At 46.8% G+C, this 25,072-nt stretch carries 26 protein-coding genes; 6 read left to right on the plus strand and 20 right to left on the minus strand.

The window, feature by feature from the left end:
- The first annotated feature begins 82 nt into the window (after positions 1-82).
- Positions 83-1,432: an amidohydrolase gene (locus tag G3M70_03080; GenBank protein QPJ60926.1), complete on the plus strand. Its 1,350-nt coding sequence runs from the start codon at positions 83-85 to the stop codon at positions 1,430-1,432.
- Positions 1,433-1,497: 65 nt separating this feature from the next.
- Here the strand turns inward: G3M70_03080 and G3M70_03085 are convergent, their stop codons facing one another.
- Complete coding sequence (locus tag G3M70_03085; GenBank protein ID QPJ60927.1) at positions 1,498-2,013, minus strand: hypothetical protein; 516 nt, start codon at positions 2,011-2,013, stop codon at positions 1,498-1,500.
- Between the two features lie 15 nt (positions 2,014-2,028).
- On the minus strand, positions 2,029-3,762 hold the full coding sequence (locus G3M70_03090) for a hypothetical protein (GenBank protein ID QPJ60928.1): 1,734 nt from the start codon (positions 3,760-3,762) through the stop codon (positions 2,029-2,031).
- 1,205 nt (positions 3,763-4,967) lie between these two features.
- Here G3M70_03090 and G3M70_03095 point away from each other — a divergent pair.
- Positions 4,968-7,073 (plus strand): EAL domain-containing protein, encoded by a 2,106-nt coding sequence (locus tag G3M70_03095; protein QPJ60929.1) that lies wholly within the window; start codon positions 4,968-4,970, stop codon positions 7,071-7,073.
- 108 nt (positions 7,074-7,181) lie between these two features.
- Here the strand turns inward: G3M70_03095 and G3M70_03100 are convergent, their stop codons facing one another.
- Complete coding sequence (locus G3M70_03100; protein ID QPJ60930.1) at positions 7,182-7,838, minus strand: hypothetical protein; 657 nt, start codon at positions 7,836-7,838, stop codon at positions 7,182-7,184.
- Positions 7,839-8,177: 339 nt separating this feature from the next.
- Here G3M70_03100 and G3M70_03105 point away from each other — a divergent pair, with 339 nt between their 5' ends.
- From G3M70_03105 to G3M70_03120, 4 genes are all read left to right on the plus strand, one after another.
- Positions 8,178-8,924 carry a hypothetical protein gene (locus G3M70_03105; GenBank protein QPJ60931.1) on the plus strand — a complete coding sequence of 249 codons (747 nt, stop codon included), beginning with the start codon at positions 8,178-8,180 and terminating at the stop codon, positions 8,922-8,924.
- A gap of 274 nt (positions 8,925-9,198) precedes the next feature.
- The gene (locus G3M70_03110) at positions 9,199-9,693 is read left to right on the plus strand and encodes an RDD family protein (protein ID QPJ60932.1); all 495 of its coding nucleotides are present in this window, start codon (positions 9,199-9,201) and stop codon (positions 9,691-9,693) included.
- 85 nt (positions 9,694-9,778) lie between these two features.
- Entirely contained in the window at positions 9,779-10,924 is a 1,146-nt protein-coding gene (locus G3M70_03115) for an alanine--glyoxylate aminotransferase family protein (protein ID QPJ60933.1), read from the plus strand.
- 64 nt (positions 10,925-10,988) lie between these two features.
- A complete protein-coding gene (locus tag G3M70_03120; GenBank protein QPJ60934.1) occupies positions 10,989-12,569 on the plus strand; it encodes a phosphoglycerate dehydrogenase in 1,581 nt (526 codons plus the stop codon).
- A gap of 70 nt (positions 12,570-12,639) precedes the next feature.
- Here the strand turns inward: G3M70_03120 and G3M70_03125 are convergent, their stop codons facing one another.
- The 17 genes from G3M70_03125 to G3M70_03205 form a co-directional block, all read right to left on the minus strand.
- A complete protein-coding gene (locus tag G3M70_03125) occupies positions 12,640-13,221 on the minus strand; it encodes a peptidylprolyl isomerase (protein QPJ60935.1) in 582 nt (193 codons plus the stop codon).
- Between the two features lie 166 nt (positions 13,222-13,387).
- Positions 13,388-14,161 (minus strand): hypothetical protein, encoded by a 774-nt coding sequence (locus G3M70_03130; protein QPJ60936.1) that lies wholly within the window; start codon positions 14,159-14,161, stop codon positions 13,388-13,390.
- A gap of 147 nt (positions 14,162-14,308) precedes the next feature.
- A complete protein-coding gene (locus tag G3M70_03135) occupies positions 14,309-14,764 on the minus strand; it encodes a DUF1566 domain-containing protein (protein QPJ60937.1) in 456 nt (151 codons plus the stop codon).
- 38 nt (positions 14,765-14,802) lie between these two features.
- On the minus strand, positions 14,803-15,261 hold the full coding sequence (locus G3M70_03140) for a DUF1566 domain-containing protein (protein QPJ60938.1): 459 nt from the start codon (positions 15,259-15,261) through the stop codon (positions 14,803-14,805).
- Between the two features lie 16 nt (positions 15,262-15,277).
- Complete coding sequence (locus G3M70_03145; GenBank protein QPJ60939.1) at positions 15,278-16,177, minus strand: DUF1566 domain-containing protein; 900 nt, start codon at positions 16,175-16,177, stop codon at positions 15,278-15,280.
- A 7-nt stretch (positions 16,178-16,184) separates the two neighbouring features.
- Positions 16,185-16,748: a DUF1566 domain-containing protein gene (locus tag G3M70_03150; protein ID QPJ60940.1), complete on the minus strand. Its 564-nt coding sequence runs from the start codon at positions 16,746-16,748 to the stop codon at positions 16,185-16,187.
- 31 nt (positions 16,749-16,779) lie between these two features.
- Positions 16,780-16,986 (minus strand): hypothetical protein, encoded by a 207-nt coding sequence (locus G3M70_03155; GenBank protein ID QPJ63690.1) that lies wholly within the window; start codon positions 16,984-16,986, stop codon positions 16,780-16,782.
- Between the two features lie 52 nt (positions 16,987-17,038).
- Positions 17,039-17,668 carry a DUF1566 domain-containing protein gene (locus G3M70_03160; GenBank protein QPJ60941.1) on the minus strand — a complete coding sequence of 210 codons (630 nt, stop codon included), beginning with the start codon at positions 17,666-17,668 and terminating at the stop codon, positions 17,039-17,041.
- Between the two features lie 34 nt (positions 17,669-17,702).
- Positions 17,703-18,143 carry a DUF1566 domain-containing protein gene (locus tag G3M70_03165; protein QPJ60942.1) on the minus strand — a complete coding sequence of 147 codons (441 nt, stop codon included), beginning with the start codon at positions 18,141-18,143 and terminating at the stop codon, positions 17,703-17,705.
- A gap of 196 nt (positions 18,144-18,339) precedes the next feature.
- Positions 18,340-18,834 (minus strand): DUF1566 domain-containing protein, encoded by a 495-nt coding sequence (locus G3M70_03170; protein QPJ60943.1) that lies wholly within the window; start codon positions 18,832-18,834, stop codon positions 18,340-18,342.
- A 213-nt stretch (positions 18,835-19,047) separates the two neighbouring features.
- Entirely contained in the window at positions 19,048-19,533 is a 486-nt protein-coding gene (locus G3M70_03175; protein QPJ60944.1) for a hypothetical protein, read from the minus strand.
- A 279-nt stretch (positions 19,534-19,812) separates the two neighbouring features.
- Positions 19,813-20,211: a hypothetical protein gene (locus G3M70_03180; GenBank protein ID QPJ63691.1), complete on the minus strand. Its 399-nt coding sequence runs from the start codon at positions 20,209-20,211 to the stop codon at positions 19,813-19,815.
- Positions 20,212-20,247: 36 nt separating this feature from the next.
- The gene (locus G3M70_03185; protein QPJ60945.1) at positions 20,248-21,063 is read right to left on the minus strand and encodes a tetratricopeptide repeat protein; all 816 of its coding nucleotides are present in this window, start codon (positions 21,061-21,063) and stop codon (positions 20,248-20,250) included.
- Complete coding sequence (locus G3M70_03190; GenBank protein QPJ60946.1) at positions 21,056-21,745, minus strand: DUF1566 domain-containing protein; 690 nt, start codon at positions 21,743-21,745, stop codon at positions 21,056-21,058. Before G3M70_03190 ends, G3M70_03185 begins: the two co-directional genes overlap by 8 nt.
- A gap of 52 nt (positions 21,746-21,797) precedes the next feature.
- A complete protein-coding gene (locus tag G3M70_03195) occupies positions 21,798-22,814 on the minus strand; it encodes a hypothetical protein (GenBank protein ID QPJ60947.1) in 1,017 nt (338 codons plus the stop codon).
- Between the two features lie 247 nt (positions 22,815-23,061).
- The gene (locus G3M70_03200) at positions 23,062-23,676 is read right to left on the minus strand and encodes a hypothetical protein (protein QPJ60948.1); all 615 of its coding nucleotides are present in this window, start codon (positions 23,674-23,676) and stop codon (positions 23,062-23,064) included.
- A 206-nt stretch (positions 23,677-23,882) separates the two neighbouring features.
- On the minus strand, positions 23,883-24,869 hold the full coding sequence (locus G3M70_03205) for a class I SAM-dependent methyltransferase (protein ID QPJ60949.1): 987 nt from the start codon (positions 24,867-24,869) through the stop codon (positions 23,883-23,885).
- Between the last annotated feature and the right edge of the window lie 203 nt (positions 24,870-25,072).

Raw genomic sequence — 25,072 nt, forward strand, 5'->3', positions numbered from 1 at the left:
ACAGAGCTGCAAGGGTTGATTTGAATTGCACAAAAACAGCTGTTTTAAAAAGAGGTTTCAAAAAATGACAGGAAGATTCTCCATGTCCACCCTTCTCCAATTATTTTTCCTTGGAATCACATTATTGGCTTCGACTGTTGCGACTGTGTGGGCTGGCAACACAACTCCCGATCCTGTTCTTTTAAAAGCGGCACGCATTTTCGACGGACAAGATTTCCTATCTGATAATTCCGTACTAATAGAAAACGGGAAAATTTCAAAAACAGGGATCAATGTAGCGGCACCTTCCTCCAACACAAAAATCCTTGATTTAGGTGATGCCACCATTTTGCCAGGCTTTATTGAACTCCATGCCCATCTCCTTTACCGCAAAGTTCAAGCGGATAAAGTATTAAAACACGGGATTACAACGGTCCGGGACCTGGGAGGTCCCCTGCATCAGCCCTACGGTGGAAAAGGAAGCTTACGAGTTCTAACTGCCGGACCAATCATTACAGCGCCACACGGTTATCCTATCCCATTGATGGGCGCAAAAAATATCGCGGTCGCCGTTTCCAATGAAGAAGAGGCTCGGAAAACTGTTCGAGATCTAGTCGCAGGAGGAGCGGTGATCATCAAAATCGCGTTGGAACCCGGTGGTGAAACCGGCGCACCCTGGTCAACTCACCACCACCACGGGCACCATGGCCATTCGACTGGCAAACATTCCAGACAACATACTCTTGATCAGGGACATTCGACTGGCAAACATGCCAGACAACATACTCTTGATCAGGGCCATTCGACTGACAAACATGCCAGACAACATACTCTTGATCATGGCCATGCATCGCATTCCACTGGAAACCATTCGCAAGGATGGCCGTTACTATCCGAGAGTATTGTCAAAACAATCGTTGATGAAGCCCACAAAAATGGACGCAGGGTTACCGCGCACCTGGCCGAAGAACGGGGTGCACAAATCGCTATCAATTCCGGAGTCGATGAATGGGCTCACATGCCCTGCAATACAATACCTGAAACATTGTTAAAACTGGCCGCATCACAGAGAGTGAAAATTGTTTCTACTCTCGACACCTTGTCCAAATGTTCCGGCATCGTTTCCAATACGAAGAAATGGAAAGAACTGGGAGGCGAGATTTTATACGGAGCGGAAATCGCTCATCCGGATATTCCGTGGGGGATTGATGCGCAGGAACTACTCTATTTACAGCAGTTGGCTAAAATGAATTCTCTGGATATATTTCGAATGGTGACTTCAAAAGCCGGTAAGCACCTCGAAATCCCAATGCTCGGAACCCTGCAAACAGGGGCAATGGCAGATATAATTGCGGTAAAGGGAAACCCCATCCACAACTTGAAAATATTAGAATACCCTGATCTGGTTATCTCAGGTGGTGAAATTGTGATCAATCAATTTTCAGACCACTAATATTTACCCCCCGGGCCGGATCTACAAAAATCAGAACTGAGAGTGAACCCTCCAGATAAAAAAGTTCACTTGCCACAACATTTTTTAAATTTTTTGCCACTTCCACAATGGCAGGGGTCATTGCGCCCCACTTTTGGTTGCTCCCGCACAAAAGTTTTTACCGGCTCAAACCCTTCCTGATTTTCAGGAGGTTTAATATCTGATTTTTCCCCTGTATAAACCCAGCGCCCATTCTCCTTGAAAAACTGGGCGGTCTCGTGGTGAACTTGCTCCCGGTCATCCCCCTGATGGAAGTGGGCCGTGAACACGACCTCTCCCTGGCTGTCCTCGATTTCTCCTTTTGAAGTCGAGTTAATTTCAAGACGGGTCCAGGTCGCCCCGGAGTCCATGTCCTTCACCGATTCCTGTTTTCTCTCTTCGGCACAAAGAGTTTTTAAAAGATATCCCCAGTTTTTTTTAACATGGGCCGAAAACCGCGAGCGCATCAACTCCTCCGCAGTATCCGGATAGGAGATGCCGCGCAGAAAGGGGCCGCAACAATCAGTGTATGGAGAAAACTGTCCGCAGGGGCAATCGTTCATAGTGTCCTTTTTGAATTAGTTATTTTGGGATTGTAAAGGGTTGAGCAGTTCGCTCCAGACAGGATGATCCTGGCTGTCGACACTCAGCATAGCAAGATCCCATGCTTTCAACCCCCGTGGATTTTTTGCTTCGATATCCGCTCCGTGATCGATTAACACCCGTGCCACATCCAATGCACCACTTGCAGCTGCGTTATGAAGCGGAGTTTCCATCTGGCCGGGAAAGTTTGCCGAAGCCCCACGGTTAAGCAGAAGCAAAACAGACTCCAATCCTCCAGGGCGGGAACCTACACTTAATGGAGATTGATGGTTTCCTGTCAAAGCGTTTGGATCGGCTCCGGCCTGCAAAATTTCAAGCACAATTTTATCCTGTCCATTATAAGCAGCAAGATGCAGAGGGGTCCAGTCTCGGGGCTTATTTTTGCGCGTCTGATACCAGGTCGACCTCTCTGTTTCTCCCGGCAAGGGAGGCGCGCTCCCTCTGGCGTGTACATTGGCGCGGTAGCGAATCAGCAGATTTGTCAATTCCGTTCCGGACTGCGGTGTTCCGGCATTCCAGTGTAATGCGCTCCATCCGCCGTTGTCATAAAGATTTACATCGGCACCACGGGAAAGCAGCAACTCAGCAACGCCAGAATGACCCTTGGCTGCGGCATGCATTAAAGCAGTCACACCGTTTTTATCGGGTTTATCGATTTGTGCGCCATTCTTCAACAATATTTCCGCAATTTCCCGATGTCCCGCTTCTGCTGCCATATGGAGCGCGTTTTTATCATAATCCAATGAGACAAGATGTATATCCGCACCCAGCTTTACCAGTTTTTCAACAGCAGAAATCAGGCCACGATTGACCACCATCATCAAGGCCGTTTTTCGTTCGCTGTTCCGCTGGTCAATATGGGCTCCCCGTTTTATCAACTCTTCAGCAACATCCCAGTGGTGTTCCAATATTGCGGCCATTAACGGGCTGGTTCCAGTCTGGTCACTTTGATTTACCTGGTTACCCATGGCAATTAATTCTTTGACCACTTGCAAATCACCAAGTGCAGAAGCATACCAGAGCAGAGACCTGCCACCATGGTCCATCACATCAACCCTTCCACCATTTCTGACAAACAACTGAAACATGGCGAGGTCATCTACCACCTCAAACATTGGGGATAACCCTCCAACCTTGCCCTGATTCACATTTGCTCCCTGGTCAATCAGAAGGAATACCATGGGAAGATTTTCCGTAGCTAATGCGTTTGCAAGAGGGGGTATTCCATCAAGAGGAAATGTGTAACCGGTTTTACCGCCTGCTATGATCGCCATTCGAGCCAGGTTTTGACACAGGTCATTATAAGAACTCGGAGGGGTCTCCTGTCCTGAACAACCGGCAGCCACTGAAAGAGCCCAATGCTTGTTGGGCCCCCAAATCAGGAAAACCGGGAGAGTCAAAAGGGCTCCCAGGAAAATTGCGGCCAGCGCTTGTGGCAATTGGGAAAAAGCACTTGAAAAATTGATTCTGGAATCATCCGGGGTAACATACTGTCCTTTGCTGTTTTCAAAGAACAAAAGAAATAAAGTCCCACCTGCAAAAAACATGACCCCGGAAAACAAAAAGAAAAGGGGAATCATTGAAGTCGACTCCCCATCGATCACTGACTGTGAAAATAAAAAGACCAGTCCCTCAAACACCATTAATCCTGCCGTAGTCAGGAAAAATACCGCTAGACATATCCAGACCGCCCGTTGCCGTGCAGGCATGTAAAACCTCAATGCTTGTTTACAATTAGGGCAATCAAGACGACGGGGTTTAGGACGCGTTGCGGAAAGGCTCAGGTCCTCTTCACAGGAGGGACAATGCATGGAAATCCCTTTCAATTTTTATTGCAGGGGGTTGCCTGGATTTGGCCAGAGCCCCGGATCCATCCAAAAATTTTTGAAGTTCTATTTTGGGATATGCTACCAAAAAAGTCAAAGATGCCGGTGAGGGGGGACCTGACTCGTAGAAAAAAAATGGGTAGTACTTTAAAAGAGAGCTTTGCATAAGCGCCTTTTTAAAGAGACCTTTACATAACCCCGACATCAAAGCAGTGCCTGACCTATATCAATTATGAAAAAAATCCGTCATCGCGAGTGTCTAGAGGAAGCGCCGCCAAGGTATTTTTCCTAAGCATTCGTACCCAAAAGGGGCAGACCCAGATAGGGTTTCTAATTCCTTCCGGGCGTTGCCCGGCTGGATTGTTTCGTCGCAAAAGCTCCTCGCATTGACGCACATTTTGTTCTAAATATTCTTTTTTTGAAAAGCTCTACTTCGGAGAAGGAAAAGCAAGGAGATTCCTTTCCCTTCGGCGGGTTCGGGGCAAACTCCGTGAAGAACCTGACCTTTGCCTTTGATCTTCATGTTATGCAAAGGTTTCATCTTAATAGACCTGGGGAGTTGACATCCGTCAAGGAAAAATCAGATTTCTCTCAACTGAATTTCATTCTTGTTCCCATAAGAATACGACTCCCACTCCTACAAACTTTCGGACGCATCTTAATCAGAAAAAATGTTGCCACCTCCATTCAAAAATTTCTGAATCCCACCAGCATAAGTTCCATCTTAATTAGAGGACAAGCAAGCAGTCCTGGTTCATTGTATCCTCTCTATTTTGCCGGGTAAGGTCGCGCTTACCCGGTTTTTTTTGCCTGACCTTCTTGCTTTGCTCAAAAGCTTCAGATCGTTTTTTTTTAAATCCTCCCCAAAAACCTCTTTTGCTATAACGAAACAAGAAGATCTATTAGTTTAACTTCCCGCAAGAAGCCCCCGAAAACCCTGTTTCTATTTAAATATCAGCTTGTTTTTAATGACTAAACTTAGCCATTAATATCGGGTAAATCTGATATAATCTGCTACGTTTGGTTGTTTTATGTCCCGTTTCCTGGCAAATTTTATTACAGGAAAACCGATATAGATCGGATTCCCGATGGAAGTCTCCAGAAAAATTCAAATATTGAAATCGATCGATATTCTCAGCTTTCTCCACGAGGCTACTTTGGAACGTTTGGCTGAAGAAAGTCTCGAGATGTTCCTCCATCCCAAAGAAAAACTTTTCATTGAGGGTGAAGAGGGCAAAACGATGTACATCATCCTCGAAGGAGAAATCCGTATTTTTAAAAAGGAACTGGACATCACTGTGATGGGACCGGGATCCATTTTTGGAGAGATGGCCCTGATCGAGAATCAACCGAGATCAGCCAGTGCAGAAGCGCTTGGGCAGGTCGAACTTCTGGAAATCGACGAAGAGCAGTTCCAGCGTTATTTTGCCGGGCAACCTCAAGTCCTCATGGCCCTTATGAAAACTATGTCCGCCCGCTTCAGGAGATCCCTTGGTAATCCAGTAGCCCCTATTATGATTGAAGATCAAATCGATCCTCTGGAAAGGCTGGACCACATGGAGGACCCGGTTCTTCTGGTAAATGCAAATACTTTCAAAATTATCAAAGGAAGCCCGCCTGCAATAGATCAGTTTGGATACAGCCAGGAGGAAATCAGCAACCTGAGCCTCCTTGACTGTTTAGTGAAATTCGATGAATCGTCTCTTAAAACAATCATCGCCCCTATACTCAATCAGACCCGATCACAGTCTTCCATAGAAGCCGAAATCAAGAAAAAAAACGGCGAAACCATGCCGGTAGAAATCAAGATACGGCCAACAAATTCCAACAACGCAGTGCCCATGATCATGACCTGGGTATCCGACATTTCCGGGAAAAAACATATCGAAGACACCATCCGTCAAATGGCCTATTACGATCCATTGACCGGGCTCCCCAACCGGAACCTGCTCAACGACAGGCTAGCCGTCTCCCTCGCGCGGGCGCGTCGCAATGGCGAAAAAGTCGCCATCATGTTTCTCGACCTGGATAATTTCAAAACGATCAATGACACCCTGGGTCACGACATGGGGGATTTATTGCTAAAAGATGTCGCGAAAAAACTGCAGCACACTTTACGACAGGAAGATACGGTTGCTCGCATGGGTGGAGACGAATTCATCGTCGTGGCTCCGGAAATAAAATCGACTGAAGATGCAGGCATCCTTGCCCAGAAAATCCTGCACCAGTTTTTGGATGCCATTGTCATTGAAAACCAGGAATTATTTGTGGGGTGCAGTATCGGTATTTCAACATTCCCTGAGGATGGGACTGACAGCAAGACCCTGCTGAAAAATGCCGATATGGCCTTGTACCGTGCGAAGGATCGTGGAAAAAACAATTTCCAACTCTACACCCCAGCGCTCAATTTCAAGGCCATGGAACGGATGGCCATCGAAAAAAATCTTCGCAAGGCGGTGGAACGTGAAGAGTTTGACCTCGTATTTCAGCCAAAGGTTGAACTTGCTACAGGTAAAATAGTTGGCTTGGAAGGACTTCTGCGTTGGGACAGCCCGGAGCTTGGTCGGGTGATGCCGGTGGCTTTCATTCCTGTAGCAGAAGATACCCGGATTATTATACAGATAGGCTCATGGACTATAAGAAGAGCCTGCCAGCAAATAAGGGAATGGATCGACGCTGGATTGCCCCCGGTCAGTATTGCCATCAACCTCTCAGGTGTTCAGTTCGCGCATCCGCAGTTATTGAAAGAAATCCGGAAATCACTACATGAATTTGACGTCAGCCCGGACTATTTGCAGCTTGAAATAACAGAAACTATTTTGATGAAAGACACGGATCTGGCCGCAGACATACTTCGTCAACTGGAAGAGCTCGGGATCAAGGCGGCTATTGACGATTTCGGAACAGGATACTCCTCTTTAAATTACTTGAAGAACCTTCCTATTCACTACCTCAAAATCGACCGGACCTTTGTGCGGGATTATTCCCAGGGCACTAACTCCGCCATCACCAAAACTATTGTCGGATTGGGTCAAAGCCTGGGGTTGAAAACTATCGCAGAAGGTATCGAGTCTGAAGAACAAAAACAGTTCTTACTTGAAATAGGTTGCGAAGAAGGCCAGGGATATCTGTTCAGCCCGCCAGTGAGCAGCAAAGAAGTCACCGGGCTTCTGATAGAGAAGAAAACTTATTAGGAGTTTTAAACAAATTTGAGGGTTATATAAGACGAGAAGTAGAAAGTAGTATTAGTGAATGCTTTAAAGTAGAACTTCCAAAAAATATAAGACTGGCAACCTATCCTGTCAGGTACTCAACTTCCGAATCAGAGCATCCCAGTCTGTTTCCCCCAGCTCTTCTTCAGTAATCGACCCCATATTCTGAAACTTGAAAGCCTCTTCCTGAGTCAGGTCCATCTCTTCCGCCGAGTTCACAGACTCCAAATAGCAATCAATTTCTGACTGGCTTTCAACTTGTTCAGGAATCTCGAGAGCATCTGAGTCAGGTGAGATTTCTAATGCCGGTGGCGTATTTTGCAGACTCTGCCGAAAACGGTTTGCCATGGTATTGCCCAGGCTCCCCATCCCTTCTGTAACCGAGTTGAGATACTCACGGTAAAGACCATAATGGGTGAAGCGGAACGGGCTGATCTTGTTTGCTTTCAGAAAGTCTTCAGATGCCAGCCGGTATTGTAGTTCGCGCAGGTAAATTCGCCCCCGGTATACCCGGGCCAGAAAGTGGTTCGGGCGCAGGCTTAACACCATATTCAGGTTGAGCAACGCCACTGCAATATTGTCTTTTTCCAGGCTGCGAATAGCCTGGTCAAAGTGGCGCCGGACTTCCGGCTTCCAGTTCTCCAGAAACACATTCACCGGCTCCAATGCAGGGAAACACAACCGGCCCATGCGAAACGAAAGACGACGAAAAAGATCTCTGGTCCTGATACTTCCAGATGAGAGCATAATACCCCAATGGCAAGGCCGCGACACGGACCAGCCAAGCGGATTTAATTTTCCATTTGTCGGATGGAAAAGATTCTAGCCAAATATAGGAGTCTCGTCAATTATTATCGGCTTTTCACCCGAAATACTTTGCTCTGTATTTCCAAAAAAAATTCAACCAACTTATTTTCGGAGCCCGAAACTTTTCAAATTCAAGCTGTTTTCCGCTCCGTTTTTTTCAACCTCAGGTAAATGGCCAATCCCATCTTTTTTCTCAACAGGCTCTGGTCAGCCCAGGACTCTATCCTCTAATTGATTCTTTTCCTTGACCTTACAGCGCTAACTCTCTATACTATTCGCATGAAGTGCCCAAGTTGCAATTTCATTTTCTTCCGGCCTGCGAAAAAGTGCCCCAGTTGTAATGGGGGGCTAAGCCGGGCTTCCTTTGCGGAACAACCAGACGAAGAGTTCACTATCTATGCTGCGGCTGCAGGTGGCGGGCTTGGACTGGATGATGGCGATTCCTTTGGAGGCGATGCGGGACTGGGTGAATCCCTCTATTCAGAAGCTGATTCCTTCGACCAACAGGAAAGTTCCGACGATTTCGATCTTGATCTTTCTGATGCCAAAACGGACACCAACGCGATGGGTGAAACTGCAGCAGATCCCGAGCCTGAAGTTGCCGTCGAGGACACGCTTGATTTTGATCTGGGAACCGGGGAATTCAATGATGTCGATGTAGATGGAATGGGTATTGATCTCGAAATTCCCGAAGAATCCCCTGGGCTGGATCTGGATTTAGGTCAGGAAGACACCGAACCGACTGTAGATCTGGACCTGGGTGGCGACGATGATGGTGAGCTGACCCCGGAAATTAGTCTGGATGATGAGCCCGAAATTGATCTTGATCTGGGAGACGATACTGTTTCTGAAGATTCAGGGCCAGAACTTGATCTGGACCTGGACCTTGACCTGGATCTCGGCGGTGATGATTCCCCTGTGGATAAGCCCCAAACTGATGAACCTGCCCTATCTGATGATAGTCTTGACCTGGATATTGAGGGTCTGGAACTCGATCTGGACCTTGGCACAGACGACGACAAGTAATTTCATCCTCCCCTTCAAAATTTCCGAAACGCCTGTACGTTTTTTGCTTCCTAACTATTAATTCAATAGATTTTTGGCCTGTTTTTTTATATAACAGGACGATCACCAAACCGGATTTCAACCCTCCCATTGGGGCAGTGGTTATTGTTTAGCCCTTTGTGGCTGCTGGTAAAGGGCGCCTCCATAAATAAGGTCTGGTTACGGCAAGCTTTTATTTTCCAAGACCTTGAATATGCCAGGACGGAAAATATCGAGCTGTTAGAGGCCCTTTAAAATGACTGCCCCCGGCTCCAATCAAATTTTCTCTATGGAACTGGCTGGTTTTGGGCGCCGATATTTAGCTTTTGCCGTCGATGCCCTGTTTCTGGAAATTTTGGGGGTTCTGGTCAGTTCTCCCTTTGTCGGGATTTTTAGGGGAGGCCGGGTTTTAGTTCCCGCAGATACTGTCACGGGTTCAGCATCCGATATTTATCCTGTTCTGATCCTGAGTTACCTGGGAATCGGGGCTGTACTCTGGTCTCTTTATTTTACCTGCTTCAACGGGTACGCGGACCGAACCCCAGGCAAAGCACTGTTCGGGCTTAGAGTTTGTCACTTAAACGGGGTTTCTATAAAGCCCGCTACAGCGTTGGCAAGATTTTGGGCCAGCCTGCTTTTCGGTACCTTCACCCTTGGGTTATCTTATTCCTGGGCGGCGTGGGACCGTTGGCGACAAGCCTGGCATGACAAGTTTTTTAATACAGTGGTGATTCGTAAAGCCACTTCATAAATAGATTAGACCACTCATCAACAAAGCTTAAACAACAAAAACAAATTTTATTTAAATTAAACACAAAAAACAGGAACCTGCACTCATGAAAAAGACGTATCTGCTGGCACCAGGGCCAACCCCCGTTCCCGAAAAAGTTAACCTCGAAATGGCAGCACCGATGATCCATCATCGTACCCCACAATTCAGCAAGGTGTTCGCTGAGGCGGCAGAGGATGCTAAATACCTGTTCCAGACAAAACAGGATGTAATGATCCTCGCTTCAACCGGAACAGGTGGCATGGAAGGCTGCATCACCAACCTGTTCTCTCCTGGGGACAAAGTACTTGTAATCAACGGTGGAAAATTTGGTGAACGTTGGGGAAAAATTTCAGAGACATATGGTCTCGTTCCGGTATGGCACAAGGTGGAATGGGGACAGGCTGCAAAAGTTGAAGACCTGAAGACCATTCTTGATAAAGAACCCGACATCAAGGGAATTCTGGTCCAGGCCAGTGAAACATCGACCACCGTTGCTCATCCAATAGAAGAAATCTCAAAACTGACTCGCGACCGAGACGACATTCTCCTTATCGTTGACGGGATTACAGCAGTCGGCGTCTACAACCTGCCGATGGATGAGTGGGGGATTGATGCTGTCATTACTGGATCGCAAAAAGCCTTACAACTTCCCCCTGGTCTCGCTTTAGTGGCTTTGAGTGAAAAAGCCTGGAAAGCGAATGAATCTTCCAAATGCCCGCGTTTCTATTTTGACTTTAAAAAAGAACGCAAGAATCTGGCTAATCAAACCACCGCATACACACCGGCAGTTTCTCTGGTCACCGGGTTACGGGGCGTTCTCAAAAGCGTCAAGGAAGAAGGGATTGAAAATGTTCATAAGCGACACAACCGTTTGGCACGTGCCACCCGGGCTGCTGTAAAGGCGTTGGGGCTTACCCCGGTAGCTCCAGATTCTCCGGCAGATTCCGCAACTGGTCTTTTTGTTCCTGAAGGCATTGATGGAGGCAAGCTGGTTAAAAGCCTGCGCGACGATTTTGGTGTCACCCTTGCCGGTGGCCAGGATGACTGGAAAGGAAAGGTTGTACGTATCGCCCACTTGGGCTATGTCGACACCTTTGACACCATCATTGCAATCGCCGCACTGGAAATGGCACTGAAAAAGTTCGGGCACGATGTCGCATTGGGTAAAGGCGTTGCCGCAGCTCAGGAAATCCTGTTGGAAGCGTACTAAAAAATATACCGTCCGACAAAAACTGAACGGGCACAAAGCCCGCAACTATCTGGAGATTGAGTGAATGAAAGTATTGGTGAGCGATAACCTGTCCCCCGTCGGGGTGGAGATTCTAAAGAAAGCGGGAGGCATTGAGGTCGATGTCAAAACCGGATTGGCAAAAGAGGAGCTTATTAAAATCATCCCGGAATACGATGGGCTGGTGGTACGGAGCGCCACCAAGGTCACGGCCGATGTTATTGAAGCCAGTGATAAGCTCAAGGTAATTGGTCGAGCGGGTGTCGGGGTCGACAACATCGATCTGGAAGCGGCAGGTAAAAAAGGCATTATCGTAATGAATGCACCCGATGGTAACACCATCACCACCGGAGAACACGCGCTTGCACTGATGCTCAGCATGTCCCGCAACGTCCCGACCGCTATGTGGTCACTCAAAAAAGATAAGAAATGGTCGCCCAAAACCTTCATGGGGGTGGAGCTTTTTCAGAAAACTTTGGGCATAGTCGGTCTCGGCCGTATCGGAGCTGTTGTCGCAGAACGTGCCAAAGGTTTTGGCATGAAAATCCTTGGGTACGATCCCTTCATCAACAAGGAACGCGCTGACAAACTGGGCGTGGAGCTGGCCGATCTCGACGAATTGCTTAAGCGCTCTGATTTTATCTCATTGCACACTCCAAAAATGGAAGGTGGCAAAGCCCTACTGGGGAAAGAACAGTTCGACATCATGAAACCGGGGGTGCGAATCGTTAACTGTGCCCGCGGCCCTTTGATAGATACCGATGCCCTGATTGAAGCTATTAAGGAAAAGAAAGTCGCCCAGGCCGCGCTTGACGTTTACGAAAAGGAACCCCTGGATCCAAATAGTCCCTTGCTGGATGTTGACGAAATCATCTGCACCCCCCATCTGGGTGCCTCCACCGGAGAAGCCCAGGAAAAAGTGGCTGTTGCCGTGTGCGACCAATTGGTCGATTTTCTCAAGTTTGGAAATATCAGGAACGCGGTCAACATGCCATCAATTGACGAAGAAACTCTAAAACAAATCAAACCCTTTTTAGGGCTGGCGGAAGACCTTGGAAAAATTGTTTCCCAACTCGTTGAAAGTGCCGTTACCAAAATCAAAATCCAGTACAGTGGAGAAGTGGCCGATTTAAACGTTCAGCCTATTTCCATCTCCGTACTGAAAGGCTTGTTTGAAAGCAGTATCGATGGAGTTAACATGGTCAACGCACCGTTTCTCGCCAAGGAACGCGGAGTCCAGGTTGAGGAAACGAAGAGCAACGAGATTAAGGACTATACGAATGTAATCGAGGTGACGGTGGAAACCAAAGAAAATTCCTGGACGGTAGCAGGAAGTATTTTCGGGAAAGGTGATCCCCGCATCGTCAAAGTTAACGACACAAGTTTCGAAGCCCTCATCACCAAACATATGCTGGTACTGAGAAACAAGGATGTTCCGGGTGTGATCGGTAATCTCGGTTCGGCGTTGGGTGAAAATAAAATCAATATCGCTGGTTTCCATTTGGGTCGCCTGGATTCAGGAGATGCTATCTCGGTGATCAACATCGACACCCCTCCAACCTCGGAAACCTTGAGAAAACTTCGGGAAATATCCAATATTATTGAGGTCTACTCAGTTGGTTTATAAATAACGACCAGAAACAGAAAACGCCCCGTCGGAATACCGACGGGGCGTTTTTTTTACAACCAATCTTACCCTATTCAGGTTTTTTTTCAGCCGTTTCATCTTTTTTAGGTGGCGGCTCGTACTTTTGGCCAAACACCTGGGCAATCACTTTCAGAATCGGCTCTTCTCCAAGGATGTTATAAACAGCATTAGCCGATTTAAAATGCGGACTGGTAAAAAGGCTCAACACCTTTTTGCTCGAATACCCCAGCATCATGAACTCATGCGCATAATTTTCCGCCACTAGAATCAACGTTTTTTCATCAGCATCCTCGTCACCGGTCGGGGGTCCGGAATCCGGGTCAATATCGTCCTTGATTTCGTAAACATAAATGACATGCCAACCGAATTCAGTTTTGACAGGCCCTACGATATCCCCTTCCTGGGCAGAGAATGCCGCTACTTCAAAAGGACGAACCATGGAGCCTTTGCCGAACCATCCAAGGTCTCCCCCTCTTTTTTTAGAAGGGCATTCACTGTGCTCCTCAGCAACTTTCGCGAAATCTTCGCCACCTTCAACAATTCGGTTTTTTAACTCTTCCGCTTTTTCCTTGTCCGCCACAAGAATATGCCGGGCCTGGATTTTTTTCACACGCTTTTCACCAACACTCATGGTGCTTTTCCTTTATTTTAAGGCCGAGAAGCCGTGTAATAACCGGAGTTCAGCCTGAACCCTAATTGAAACGCTAAAACTTTTCAGACTTGTTGCTATTTTTTGTTCCAAAACCATTTTTAGTGAACCCTGTCTTCGGAGCCCAAGTAGCTATATATTTGGAAGCCTAATTCACCTGCACATCTGACTGGCTTTCCTGCAGCATTTCCCCTACCTTTTTGGCTTCCTTATATCGTTTTTTCAGGACTTCAAACAGGTTAGGGATGTAATGATTGAGGGAGACCATCATTTCTGTCTGCTCCGGGCTAAGCTTGGCATCTTCCGTTGCACGTTTTTCCTCTTTGAAATAATACGTGTAATGAAAAATCGGCGGTAACTTGTCCTCGTTGGGGTCCAGTTTATAAAAAGTTAACCGAACGTTCCGGTTCGCCCTTTCCGGGTCGAGGTTGTAGGCATCTTCTGCAAAGTATTTTTGATCTTCCATTGAGAAGTCGAGTAGCTGTCCGTTTTTCGGGGCCAGTTCCATATAATTCACGAAACGCTTTGGATCAAACACGAGATAGGAATAAGGCTCCTTCTCCCCATAGGCTTTGGCCTCAAGATAACGTTGCTTGAAAAGCACCAGCAGCTCTTCCGCCATTTCCTTTACAAAATTGTCCGCAATCTGGGTTTCTATTTCTGTCAACTTTTTCTGGTTGGGGACCACCCCGCGTGTGCGGTTGAAATTAAAAACAAATGAAATCCGGTGCTCGGGATTATCCTGATTGCGAAAAGATAAAACCGCCGACTGGTTATCGTTGAATGGATTAGTATCGTAATAATCCTCAAGAACATACTTATTCTTGTAGTTTTCTTCTTCAAACCGGTAGGTCAGAATCGTATTCTGGCTTTCCTGCGGATTTATCAGGCTGTATGCGTTGATGATGCTATAGGACTCCATCACCCGGTCTCCAAGTCGAAATAGTTTTCTGTTTTTCCTCCCGGCGTTTCTCCGGAAGGGTTTATTTTATCAAACCAGAAGGTCGTATTTAATTTTGCGGCAACCTTTCAGGTCTCTTTGCCGTTCACCGCTCGAAAGACAAGACGATCACAAGTCTTCGACCCCGTGGGTCTTGCGTTCCTCGGGAGTTAAAGTGCGTACGGCTCTAACTGAATCTTTGGATGGATCATCCCGGTTGTTGATATTGGGATGGCCGTACCGATAATAAAAAATCACTGCTCCATTATGCGGTTTCAGGGTCATGGTCCACACAGAATGTCCGCAACCAGGGGAGAATGTCGGGTCAATAAATATCTCGAAACGGTCACAGTCGCGAATCGAGGTGGTTTCATCAAACAAGCTTTCTGCTTCTTCCAGTGTAGGCATACGCCAATCCCGCCGACCGGCAAACTGCTCATTGTTAAGAGCGGTAATGTATTTTTCAGCGGCAAACCAGTCAAACCAGGTGCTTAAATCCTGGAAGCCATCGGTCTGTTTCCACATCAAGCCTTCTTCCCGGTCAACTACCGTGCCATCACCGAGATCCACAAATCGTTTTTCCATCTTCCCTCAAAATCCAAAACTACAAAATTAGCCTGTCGTTAACGACCTTTTTGAATGGTACGAACCAGCCTGACAGCCCCGCGCGAGACACGAAAAATATTGTCGTACATCGCCCCTCCTTTGCGCAACCCGACCCGGACTGCCTGCACCTTGGAGCGCACATCCCCGGTCCAGCAAAGAAAACCGAACCCCTTTGGAAACAGGGGAGAGCAAAATGCTTTTTGCCCCATGTGGTCTTCATTAACCAGCTTTTTATCAAACAGGCTTTTTACTTCATCGGCTGTCGGGAGCCGCCAGTTATTATATCCAGCAAACTGGATATTGTTCATCTCATCTGAAAATTCCCTGGCTTCGTTCCAGTTTATCCATTTTTGCTTTATCTGCCAGGAATCAAACTTCATCCACACCAAACGCCGCCGAGTGTCGATTACCGTTGAATCGTCACCCTCAACAAAACGTTCAGCAGCGGGTTGCTCAACCGGTTGTTCCTGAGTCATCCCTGGCGACCTCGACTCATGATGCTTCATCCTTATCAGGTTTCAAGTCTCTCACGGGCCGGACCCCATGGCTTCTCAGACCACGTTTATGGAACTTGTGGTCGCCATTGTAATAATGAAACCGCATTGCCATACTGGGGTCGGTCTTGTGAAGTGTTTTAGTCCAGGTTGTTTGGCCTGATCCAGGCGGAAACACTTTGGGGATATACACCGTATCTCCAAAATTATCCGTTACCGGACTGGAAGCATCGTAAATTGCCTGTGCTTCTTTTCTGGTTGGCATTCGCCAGTCGCTGTAATCTGCAAATCGGTCACGGTTCAAGTCTTTAATATAGGTCTTCGCCTCTTCCCAACTCACCCATTTATCAAGATCTAAAAAGGAGTCACTGGCTTTCCACATCAGGTTATTTTCAAAGTCGCTGATGGTCCCATTCTTATGAATCTGAAACCGGTCTTCCGGGTTTAATGTGGCTTTGTTTTTTCCCGGTGTGCGCACCAGCCTGACGGCACTTGGGAACCCATCGTTTTCCTTTGCCAGCCAGTATTCGTAATCGGAGCGATAATCATAGCCCATCGCAGCTTTAGCTCCGCGGGATTCAGTAGTCCAGGTTGTGTAACCGCAGCCTTCAGAAAATACAGGGTCTATATGAATTTCGCAGCCTTCCATGTCTGTATTACTGAAAGCCGGATCAAACAGTTCCTTGGCTTCTCCCGCGTTTGGGATACGCCAATCACTGAACCCTGCGAATTTTTTTTTATTCATTTCATCGCAAAACTCCTGGCATTGCCACCAGGAGAGACGATTTCCCTTGTACCCCCAGGAATCCTGCTTCAACCACATACGCTTCCTGGCAAGATCGGTTACAGTACCGTCTCCGTTGTCCTTAAAGCGGGTTTTACTAGTCACTTCATTCATGAAGGTGTTATCTCCGTACCGGTTTAATCCGACGGTCGTCTTTTTTCACAGGCTCGCGCCGACACAACCGAACCGCTCCGAAGGCGTATTCATCGGCCTGCATGACCTTCCCATTGGTGTAATCAAAGCGGGGACGCTTGGTTGACGTATCTGCCATCAGCCATTGCATTTTAAAGGTGCCCTCAGGAAAAGTTTTATCAAGAAAAATTTTGATATCACCCTTCCCTTTGTTTTCAAACTCCTCATTGTAGAGGGTTGCCGCTTCTTCAGGCGTGGGCAGACGCCAATCGTCAAACCCGCCAATCTTCCGCACGTTTTTGGCTATGGCGTAATCCTTACTTTCATGCCAGTTGAAATATTTCCCCTTGTCGAGCCAGGAATCTTTTTTCATCCAAAAAATCCGGGTTTCTGTGTCTTGAAGCACATGAGGGCCTTTTTCCACAAACCGCTTCGGGCCCTCATCTTCAACTTTTTCAATTCCGCCTTCAGCAGTTTTCGTAACTTGCAATGACTGTTGATCCTTGGGGGTTTCCTCTGGGGAACCCGGATCCAAATCGGCTGCAACTCCCATTTATTTTCCTTTCAGGTCTATCCCGGTATGGCTATTCCCCGGTGTAACCGATTTCCACATCCCCTTTATCAACATTTACAATCACCGGTATCATGTATTTCCCGTCCGTGTAGTCGAGAAGTTTTTCCATGGCACGCGGGTCTTTTTCAACATTGACGTACAAAAAGGGAATGCACTTTTTTTTATAATCATCCCGCGCTTTTTGCGTGTGCGGGCAATCGTCTTTTCCTAATATCAGATAATGCGACATCGTATTCTTTTCTTACAAGTCCCGTAACAACCAGGCTCCGTTAATCAAATTTGCGCGTCTGCTTCCGCCAGGCTGGCTCCCATTCTTCTTTCACTTCATCACGGACAGCACGAACATGTGTAAACTCATTATCCTTGTGCTCCCATTTTTCATTTCCGGTGATGAAATTATAATTCATCGCATACTGGGAGTAATCGGGTTTTTCCTCGTAGGTCCAGGTGTTGTGCCCACACCCTTCTTCAAACAAGGTGTCGATATGAATTTCGGCCCCGTCTTTATCCCGGTTGGATACAGAGAACGAGAACATGGATTGGGCTTCATCGAAGCTGCACAACCGCCAGTCGTCAAATCCTGCAAACTTCTTTTCATTGAGTTCTTCAATATAATCGTTAGCCTCGTACCAGTTGATCCCATAACCAAAATTAAAAAAAGAGTCTTTCTTTTGCCACATCAAATTACGGCGGGAATCACTGATCGTGCCATCCCCGTTATCTACAAACTGCGGCCCATCAAACCGGCTGCCTTCCTCTTCCTCTTCCTCAAGGTCATCATCCCCTGACCATTCTTCCAGGTCCAGGGATTCATCCAGATCAAGCCCTTCGTCGCCGGGGAGTTCTTCTACATCTTCCAGCTCACCTGTTGTATCTTCCTGGTTTTCGTTTTCAGACATTACCCCTATCTCCTATTGAACCTGAGGCAGATCATCAGGCATCCCGTACAAGTCGTACCGAGGTCCCTGTTGTGGAAACCTGCTGGTCGACACAGACTTCTTTCATTGATGGAAAATAACATTTCCAGGCGTAAGAATCATAACGGGTCTCCGAGGTCCATAAACTCCATTCTCCTCCGGCCTGATAATCTGAAACCTGCCTTTTCTTCTTGGGCGGCAGGTTCATAAACATTGTCCAGTAAACTTCTGTATTTTTCAGTAAACCACGAAGTTCACTTTTTGTGGGGAGCCGCCAGTCGTTGTAACCACAGTATTTTTGTTCATTGCATGCCTGTTGATAGGCCACGGCCTCGTCCCAGTTGAGCCACCGCCCCAGCTCCTGGCGGGAATCTTTTTTTGCCCATGCGATGTCTTCTTCATTATCGGTAATTGTTCCATCCTTATTTGCAATGAACCGGGATTCTTTTTCACTCATGTAAGGTTCCAGTAAATCGTTTTATTAAAATAAACCACACAACTCCCCTTTTCTTCCCCAATCAGGACAGTTCAAAACCCTCTGCAATGCGGCCGTTTTATCTTTTCACAATATCATCAGGGGAGTTAATTATCAATCCCCAGCTTTACCGCAAATGCCTGAAAAACACAGTGTTATCACTGGTTTTAGAATAAGGTCAGCGCTGATCTGAAACGAACATTCCTTTTCGTGGTTTGATTTTCCCAAAGGATTTCAAGACCGCTTCATCTGCCGTTCCGCGAACGGGTCGAAGACTCGAATTCAGGTTATCGTCTACGTCCTTGTGCCCACCCGTCCCACTGCTGAATGCGTAGGTGTAAGCTGTGATTTTCCCTCGCTTGTTGCTTGTCCAGGTGTCCCACCCACATCCTGCAGGAAACACCTGATCGATGAAAAGCTCCATTTCATATTTGTCCAGCACCTTTTGCGATTTGTCCTGGATATACAAGGAATGAGCCTCTTCACGGGACGGCAACCGCCAATCATCCCAACCAGCAAAGGATTCTTCATTCAACTTCTCAATGTACTTGTTTGCCTGCCGGTAGGTGATGAACCTTTTAAACTCCTGGAAAGAATCTTCTTTCTTCCAGACAAGTTTTGTTAAATTGTCCTGAACCGTACCATTCCCATTGTCCGTAAATCTGTTTTCCATATATTCCAAACGACCCAATTAAGGTTCCTAAAAAGACCCCACAAGAAACAGCCTGACAACTACAGGCAATTCACTTTCTTAATTTGGAAATACCCTGGAACCAAACCCCAATTTTTTCAGGTAACACTTATTTAGAAGATCGGCTGGTCCAAAAAGGTTCAAAAAAAAACCGGGAGGCCCCTAGGGACCTCCCGGCTTAAACACTTTAATCGATTAACGACCGACTTCACTCTTTTGTCCCTGAGTACCGAAAATACCACGCTCGGTACCAACCGGAAGACCCAGCCCCGGCTCTACATAGGTATCAGGCTGAACATGATCCAGATGATACTCGTTCTGGTAGGTCTTACCGGAACCCGCATCAATTTTCCAGTCATGACGATCAAAACGCTGACGCTGACAGTTCACAATTACGTTGCCAGGGCCATTATTTTTGAAAGTAGTTTTTTGAGCAATCGCGTTAGACTCAAAGCCACTTGGTGCCAGTTCAACCTTCTGGACTTTGCCCCAATTGTAAGCGTACGGGCCAATGTTGAATTCCAGAGTCGTGTCCTTAGTTTCGCTGGTGTTGTAAGCGATCCAACCGGCTTTAACGCATTCGGAGGTTTCGCCCGGTGCCAAGGTAGTTTCGTTAGCACTGGCTACACCAGTAAAGCCAACAAAAGCCAAGGCAGTCATCAGACCGATAATTCTTTTCATTGTGCTCCCCCTTTCAAGTTTATTAAAAGCAAGCGTATGAAGAAGTCCCAGAAATCTGAACTTTGATTCCCTGTTTTTGAAAACCATCTCCCATGAACAAACATTCTAAGAGATATGCAGTGCCGGTGCAACCTTGCACTTGAGCACTTTTCAAGGTTTTCGAGAAAATATCAAAACCCCTGCCTTAAGTCAAGGTTTAAATTTCCTTCCGACAGCCCCACACAACCCCTTATTTTACAAAGAGTTTTTTGGGGGTTTTTGTGCGAATTTTCACCCTGCTCAAACCCTGAATTTCAGAGATGTCAAACTCATCAGGTTAGGAGAGTTTCTGAGTACTTTTTCCCCTTCTTCCGACAAGTCGTTTACTACCAGTTGTAGCGACCTCAGGTTCTCGAGAATTGACGAATTAGCCAGGTATTCAGCACCCTGATCGGTTATCTGGTTTGACTTCAGGTTCAATTGACGCAGATTGGAGAATACCGGGGACTCTGCAATTGCCTTGACCCCCTCGTCTCCAATGTCATTCTGGGAAAGATCAAGCGCCCTCAAGCTTGACAATTCTTCTTTTTTTGCCAGTTCTCGAGCCCCAACTTCCCGAATAAACTTTGCTTTGAGATTGAGGATCTGCCCGTCCTTGCTAAGGTTGTCGCGAATCAGTCTTTCAATATCGGCCATGATTTGTCTTTCTCTTTAATTTTTTCGGGGTTGAGGAGGTCAGCCTTCACCCTCTATTTGCTTGGCTTCAAATCCATATTCATCGTAAATGGTCCACCCAATAGCCAGCATTTTCTTCGCATAAGTGATCATCAATCCTGCCTGAGCGTGGTTTGGGTCAATATCGAGTGCCTTTTTTAAATAGCGTAAGGCCCGCTTCACATCGTCTTTTTCACTACCGTAATGGGTGATTTGACGCGCTTTGTCAATAAGGTCCGACGCCCACTTGTAATACAGGTTCGCCATCTGACCAGGTGTTTCTTTGGCGATGTACTCAACCAGATCGTCATCCGCTTTTAATTGATCCAGGAACTCGAGTGCCTTTTCAAAGTGACCGAGCGGGATATCGTAATCATCATCATTGACCTCTGTGATCTGATCCCCTGGCTTGTGCGCTGAATGCAAACCAACCGAACTTTTCACCACCACCGATTGAATGCCTGACAAGAGATCGTGATAGTAGAGGTTCCCCATTCCAAAGTGGATGATGGAGTGGAAGTCTTTCTCCGTGTCCAACATCAGCGCCAATTCGTACTCTTCAAGAGCCTCCTTGACTTCGCCCAACTCTTCCAGGGCTTCACCCAGATTATAATGGTGAACCGGGTTATCAGGCTCCTGCTCTATCTGGTACTGAAATTCAGCGATCTGGGCTTCAAGGTCAAACTCCGCTTCTTCACCACCCTCTTTCTGGGCCCGTTCCAGCGGATCATCTTCTTTTTCCTGGAAGTTTTTACTGACATCATCCTCTGACTGATCTGAGTTCAGGGAAGTTTCTTCATCAGAAGAAGCATCAGGCTGCTGGTTTTCGTCACTCATATTTTTTTTCCACCGGACCCCGGACAGCATCGCCAAGTTCCGCAAGCAGAGCATCCGCTTTGTTTTTTTCTTCAGGAGTCAAGTCTCGCACGGGCCGTACTGCAGTGAGAGATTTTTGTATGCCCCCCTTGCTGCTGATATAAGCTCGACCTCGAATGTAATTAAAACCCCAGGCCATTTCCTTGCGATATTCTTCTTCGGACCAATAACAACAATGACTGTGCCCAAATATCGGGTCCAGGTGTACTTCGTTCGTGGTCCAGTAATAATTCCAGGGAATAGAGGAGCTTTCATCAAATAAACTGGCAAGCTCTTCCTTGTTGGGCAGACGCCAGCTGGATGACCCACCAAATTTCTGCTTATTGAGTTTTTTTATGTACGTCTGTGCATCGTTCCAGTTTATCCAGTCTCTGGTTCGCTGATAGGAGTCCTCTTTTGCCCAGACCACCCCAGTGACTAGATCCAGCACGCTTCCATCCTTGTTGTCCTGATAACGAGGGTTGGTGGAAGGCGCGAGCTCAGCCTTAGGCTTGGTCATTGAGAGTATCTGGCCATCGAACCCGGGATCAAACCCGGTTTTAGATCCATCGGCCCAAACCTGCCCCGCCAATACACAAACCAGGGAAGCAAACAACACTACTACTCTTCCCGTCTTCTTAAGCTTTGATGAAATCTCAAGCATGGCCCTCTAGAAAATTAAACTGCTGGTCAATATTGTATCAAACCCAAACGAGCTATTCTTCATCCTGCGGTGCCCAATCGGGTTCCCAGGACAAACACACGCCTACCGGATTATGAAACTGGCGCGGCTCTCCGCCGACCGTCCCCCATTTCCTGGAAAAACCCATTTCGGGGTCAAACTTCTGAAGTCGATGGTTAAGAGTGTCGACCACGAATACGAAACCGTAAGGATCTTCAACTATTCCCATCGGGCAGTTGAATTGCCCATCCCGTTTCCCAAATTCTCCATGGACAGCCAAAAAGTTTCCCTCACGGTCAAACTGCTGGACCCGGTTCTGACTTTTTTCTGCAACCAGCAAGGTACCATCTCGCCGGGCAGCGACATCATTGGGGAAATTAAAACGGGATTCCTCAGTTCCGTATTCACCAAATTTGGTGATGAACTGACCTTCTTCGTTAAAAACCTGAACCCGCTGGTTGTCGCGGTCAGCAACATAAATATTGCCTTCTTCATCAAGGGAAAGGCCAGTGGGAAATTTCATAAAACCATCGAAATCTCCGGCGAACCCGAACCCCATTAAAAAGTCGCCGTCGTTATCAAATCGCTTGATACAGTGGTTGGCTGTGTCCGCTACCAGAATTGTACCGGTTGGTTCAGCAACGATATTTTCCGGCCAGTAAAACCTGTCCTGCCCGTAGCCTTCGGTACCAAATTCCAGGAGAAAATCACCATCCTCATCAAATTTCTGGATACGATGACAACCCGTGTCGGCCACCCAGATATTTCCTTCCATGTCAACAGCCACTGAAAACGGCCCCTTAAACAGGCCCGGTTCATAGGGCGCACGGGTCCCGGCGGATTGACCAAACTCCATAAGGAAATTTCCATTACCATCGAATTTTTGAATACGGTCATTTCCGGAATCTGCCACCCATACGTATAGCTTGGAATGGTCGACATCCATCCACGCCGGGCGTTCTTCGGGAACTATTCCCGCTTCGTCCTTAAGCGCCAGCTCCTGTGATTCGGGAGCTTCCTCCAAAACCTCTTCATTTTTTTCTTCGCTCATAGTCACCTCACCCCTTCAAGTCCAGGGGCAAAAAAATAGCGGAAGGCCCCACGGGCGCTTCCGCAATTTATGTCTGGTGAGAACCGTTGGCCCCGCACCTCCGTATTGGCCGCGCCCAGGGAACGGATTTCACTGGTTTTACGAGGACCCCCAATAATCCCATAATTCTGCTCCGGTAATTGGCAGACTCCGAATCAAACTGGACCTGCTCACCGGGCAAGGAACAATTTTTAGAGGTACCCTCCAGTTAATTTATGGTAAGGCCTTTTACATCCAGCTTCTGGTATTCGAAGTCACAGGCCTGTTGCATTTCATTAAGCCGTTCGTTCCAGCTGTTCTTGAAGTTATCCAGGTTTTCCATTTTGGGTTTCTTCTTCATCAGCCCGACTTCTTTATACAATGGCTTCACCATGTTTTTGTGGATTTCCAGCAACACATTTCGCAACCTGATGATGCAGTCTTTAGTCACGGCTTCGCGCGTCACACCATCAACTTTTTCGAGCAACCGCAGGAAACCCTGAATGGTAACCAGATGTTTCATGTAGCTGTCGGCAAGCTTGTGATTGTATTTAAGCCCACAGTCGATGTAACTCGGCATGAGAAACATCCCAACGTGATGATCGAACTGAACACAAAGGGTGATGAGTTTCTGGAGGTAATCGACCTCACGAAGGTCTTCCTCTTCCTCGCCCTCTTCCAGTTCCTTGGCAGCCTTTTCCTTTTCCTCCTGGAGTTCTTTCTTTATTCTCTCAAGTTCCGAAAGATCCGAAAGAGGATCGTCGGAACGGGCACTCTGGTCTTTATCTTCAGCTTCCTCTCCGGTTGCCTGCGCCGGATCCTGATTAGCCTCTTCTTCGCTCAAGGTATTCTCTCCTTCAAAAATGCGGATGGACCAAATGCATAAACCCTATAAAACAAAAGGCGTTAACTTCGATTTGGCAGGATTGCGAATTATATCCCGCCAGGATTCAGGGTGTCAAGCTTATTGCTTGGAGATTAATTATTGAAATTGGCCCTACAAAGCCCCTTTTCCTGAATTAATATCAGCATTTTAAAAATAATACGTTTTCAACCTTTTTTCTGTATCGCCAATGACAGGTTATGCGATAGGACCAATCCTGTCACCATCTTAATGATTTTAAAGAGATAATAGCAAACCTTTACAATTGCCATTTTGGAGTTGCGGTATTTTACATACCAAAGGTCAACACGGTCTCTGCTCCCCTCTTTGTCCGGCTGCAATAACACCGGGGACGCGTTATTTTCCTTTAGAATTTTAAAAATCTCCCCAACGCTTGCTCCGCGGATCCCTTTTCGCAAAAGTGTACTCCAATCCACTCCCTGGAGGTTTCTTTTTGAAAAACGTTGGGCATATACATGCGCCAGGGAATCGGGAAGATAATTGATAAACGGCAAGCCACTGGTAGTATGAAGTTCCACTGGGAACCATCGGTACGGCGTCTGGTTCAGGAATAAAATTCCGCCTTCTTTTAAACGATCCCACAAAACAGGTAATAACTTCTTTCTCTCCGATGGAAGCAAATGCTCATACACAGCACTTAAAATAATATAATCAAACCGTCCTATATTCGGAGGCAAACTGTTTCCATTAGGTGACTTCAGCAATTCAATGTGGCTATCCATCTCATAATGGTGGGCCCTGGATCGGGCGATAGACAATAAGCTTTCTTCCAGTTCAATGCCTACTATTTTTGTATCTGGAAACATCCTCCCAAGAATCATCGTCGATGCCCCGCTCCCACAACCAAAGTCGAGTATTCTTTTTCCTGAAAATTGTTTCAAATCCACATAACTGAGCAGATCGTAATGCAAACTGCGTTGCACATAACCCGGAGATTCCTCCCTCACGATTTCATCACATAGATAAGCTGGCCCCTTTACCTCGAGTATCTTTTTTATCAATTCAACCGGATAACGGGTCTCGCATGTTCTAACAGGAATGAATAAGTCATCACGAAATGGATTGACCTGGATCCGGTTGATATTATTGGAGGCAGGACTTTCTATTACTATTTCAGCTTGTTCATGTTTCAAGGAAATATTCATAATAAATAAAAAATCCGGTTTTATTTTCAAATCCAAACTTAAAGCAATTTTGGTAGTATTTTGCCATAAGTCTTATTTTTCTTTAAAAACCAGCAACCACCATAAGGTTAATGATTTAGAAAAATTCGCTTGTACCCTCCAAATTCGGCCTCTTCACATTGACAGTCTTCGTCCCCCTCACATAAGATAAA

The organism is Candidatus Nitronauta litoralis, assembly GCA_015698285.1.
Taxonomy (GTDB): domain Bacteria; phylum Nitrospinota; class Nitrospinia; order Nitrospinales; family Nitrospinaceae; genus Nitronauta; species Nitronauta litoralis.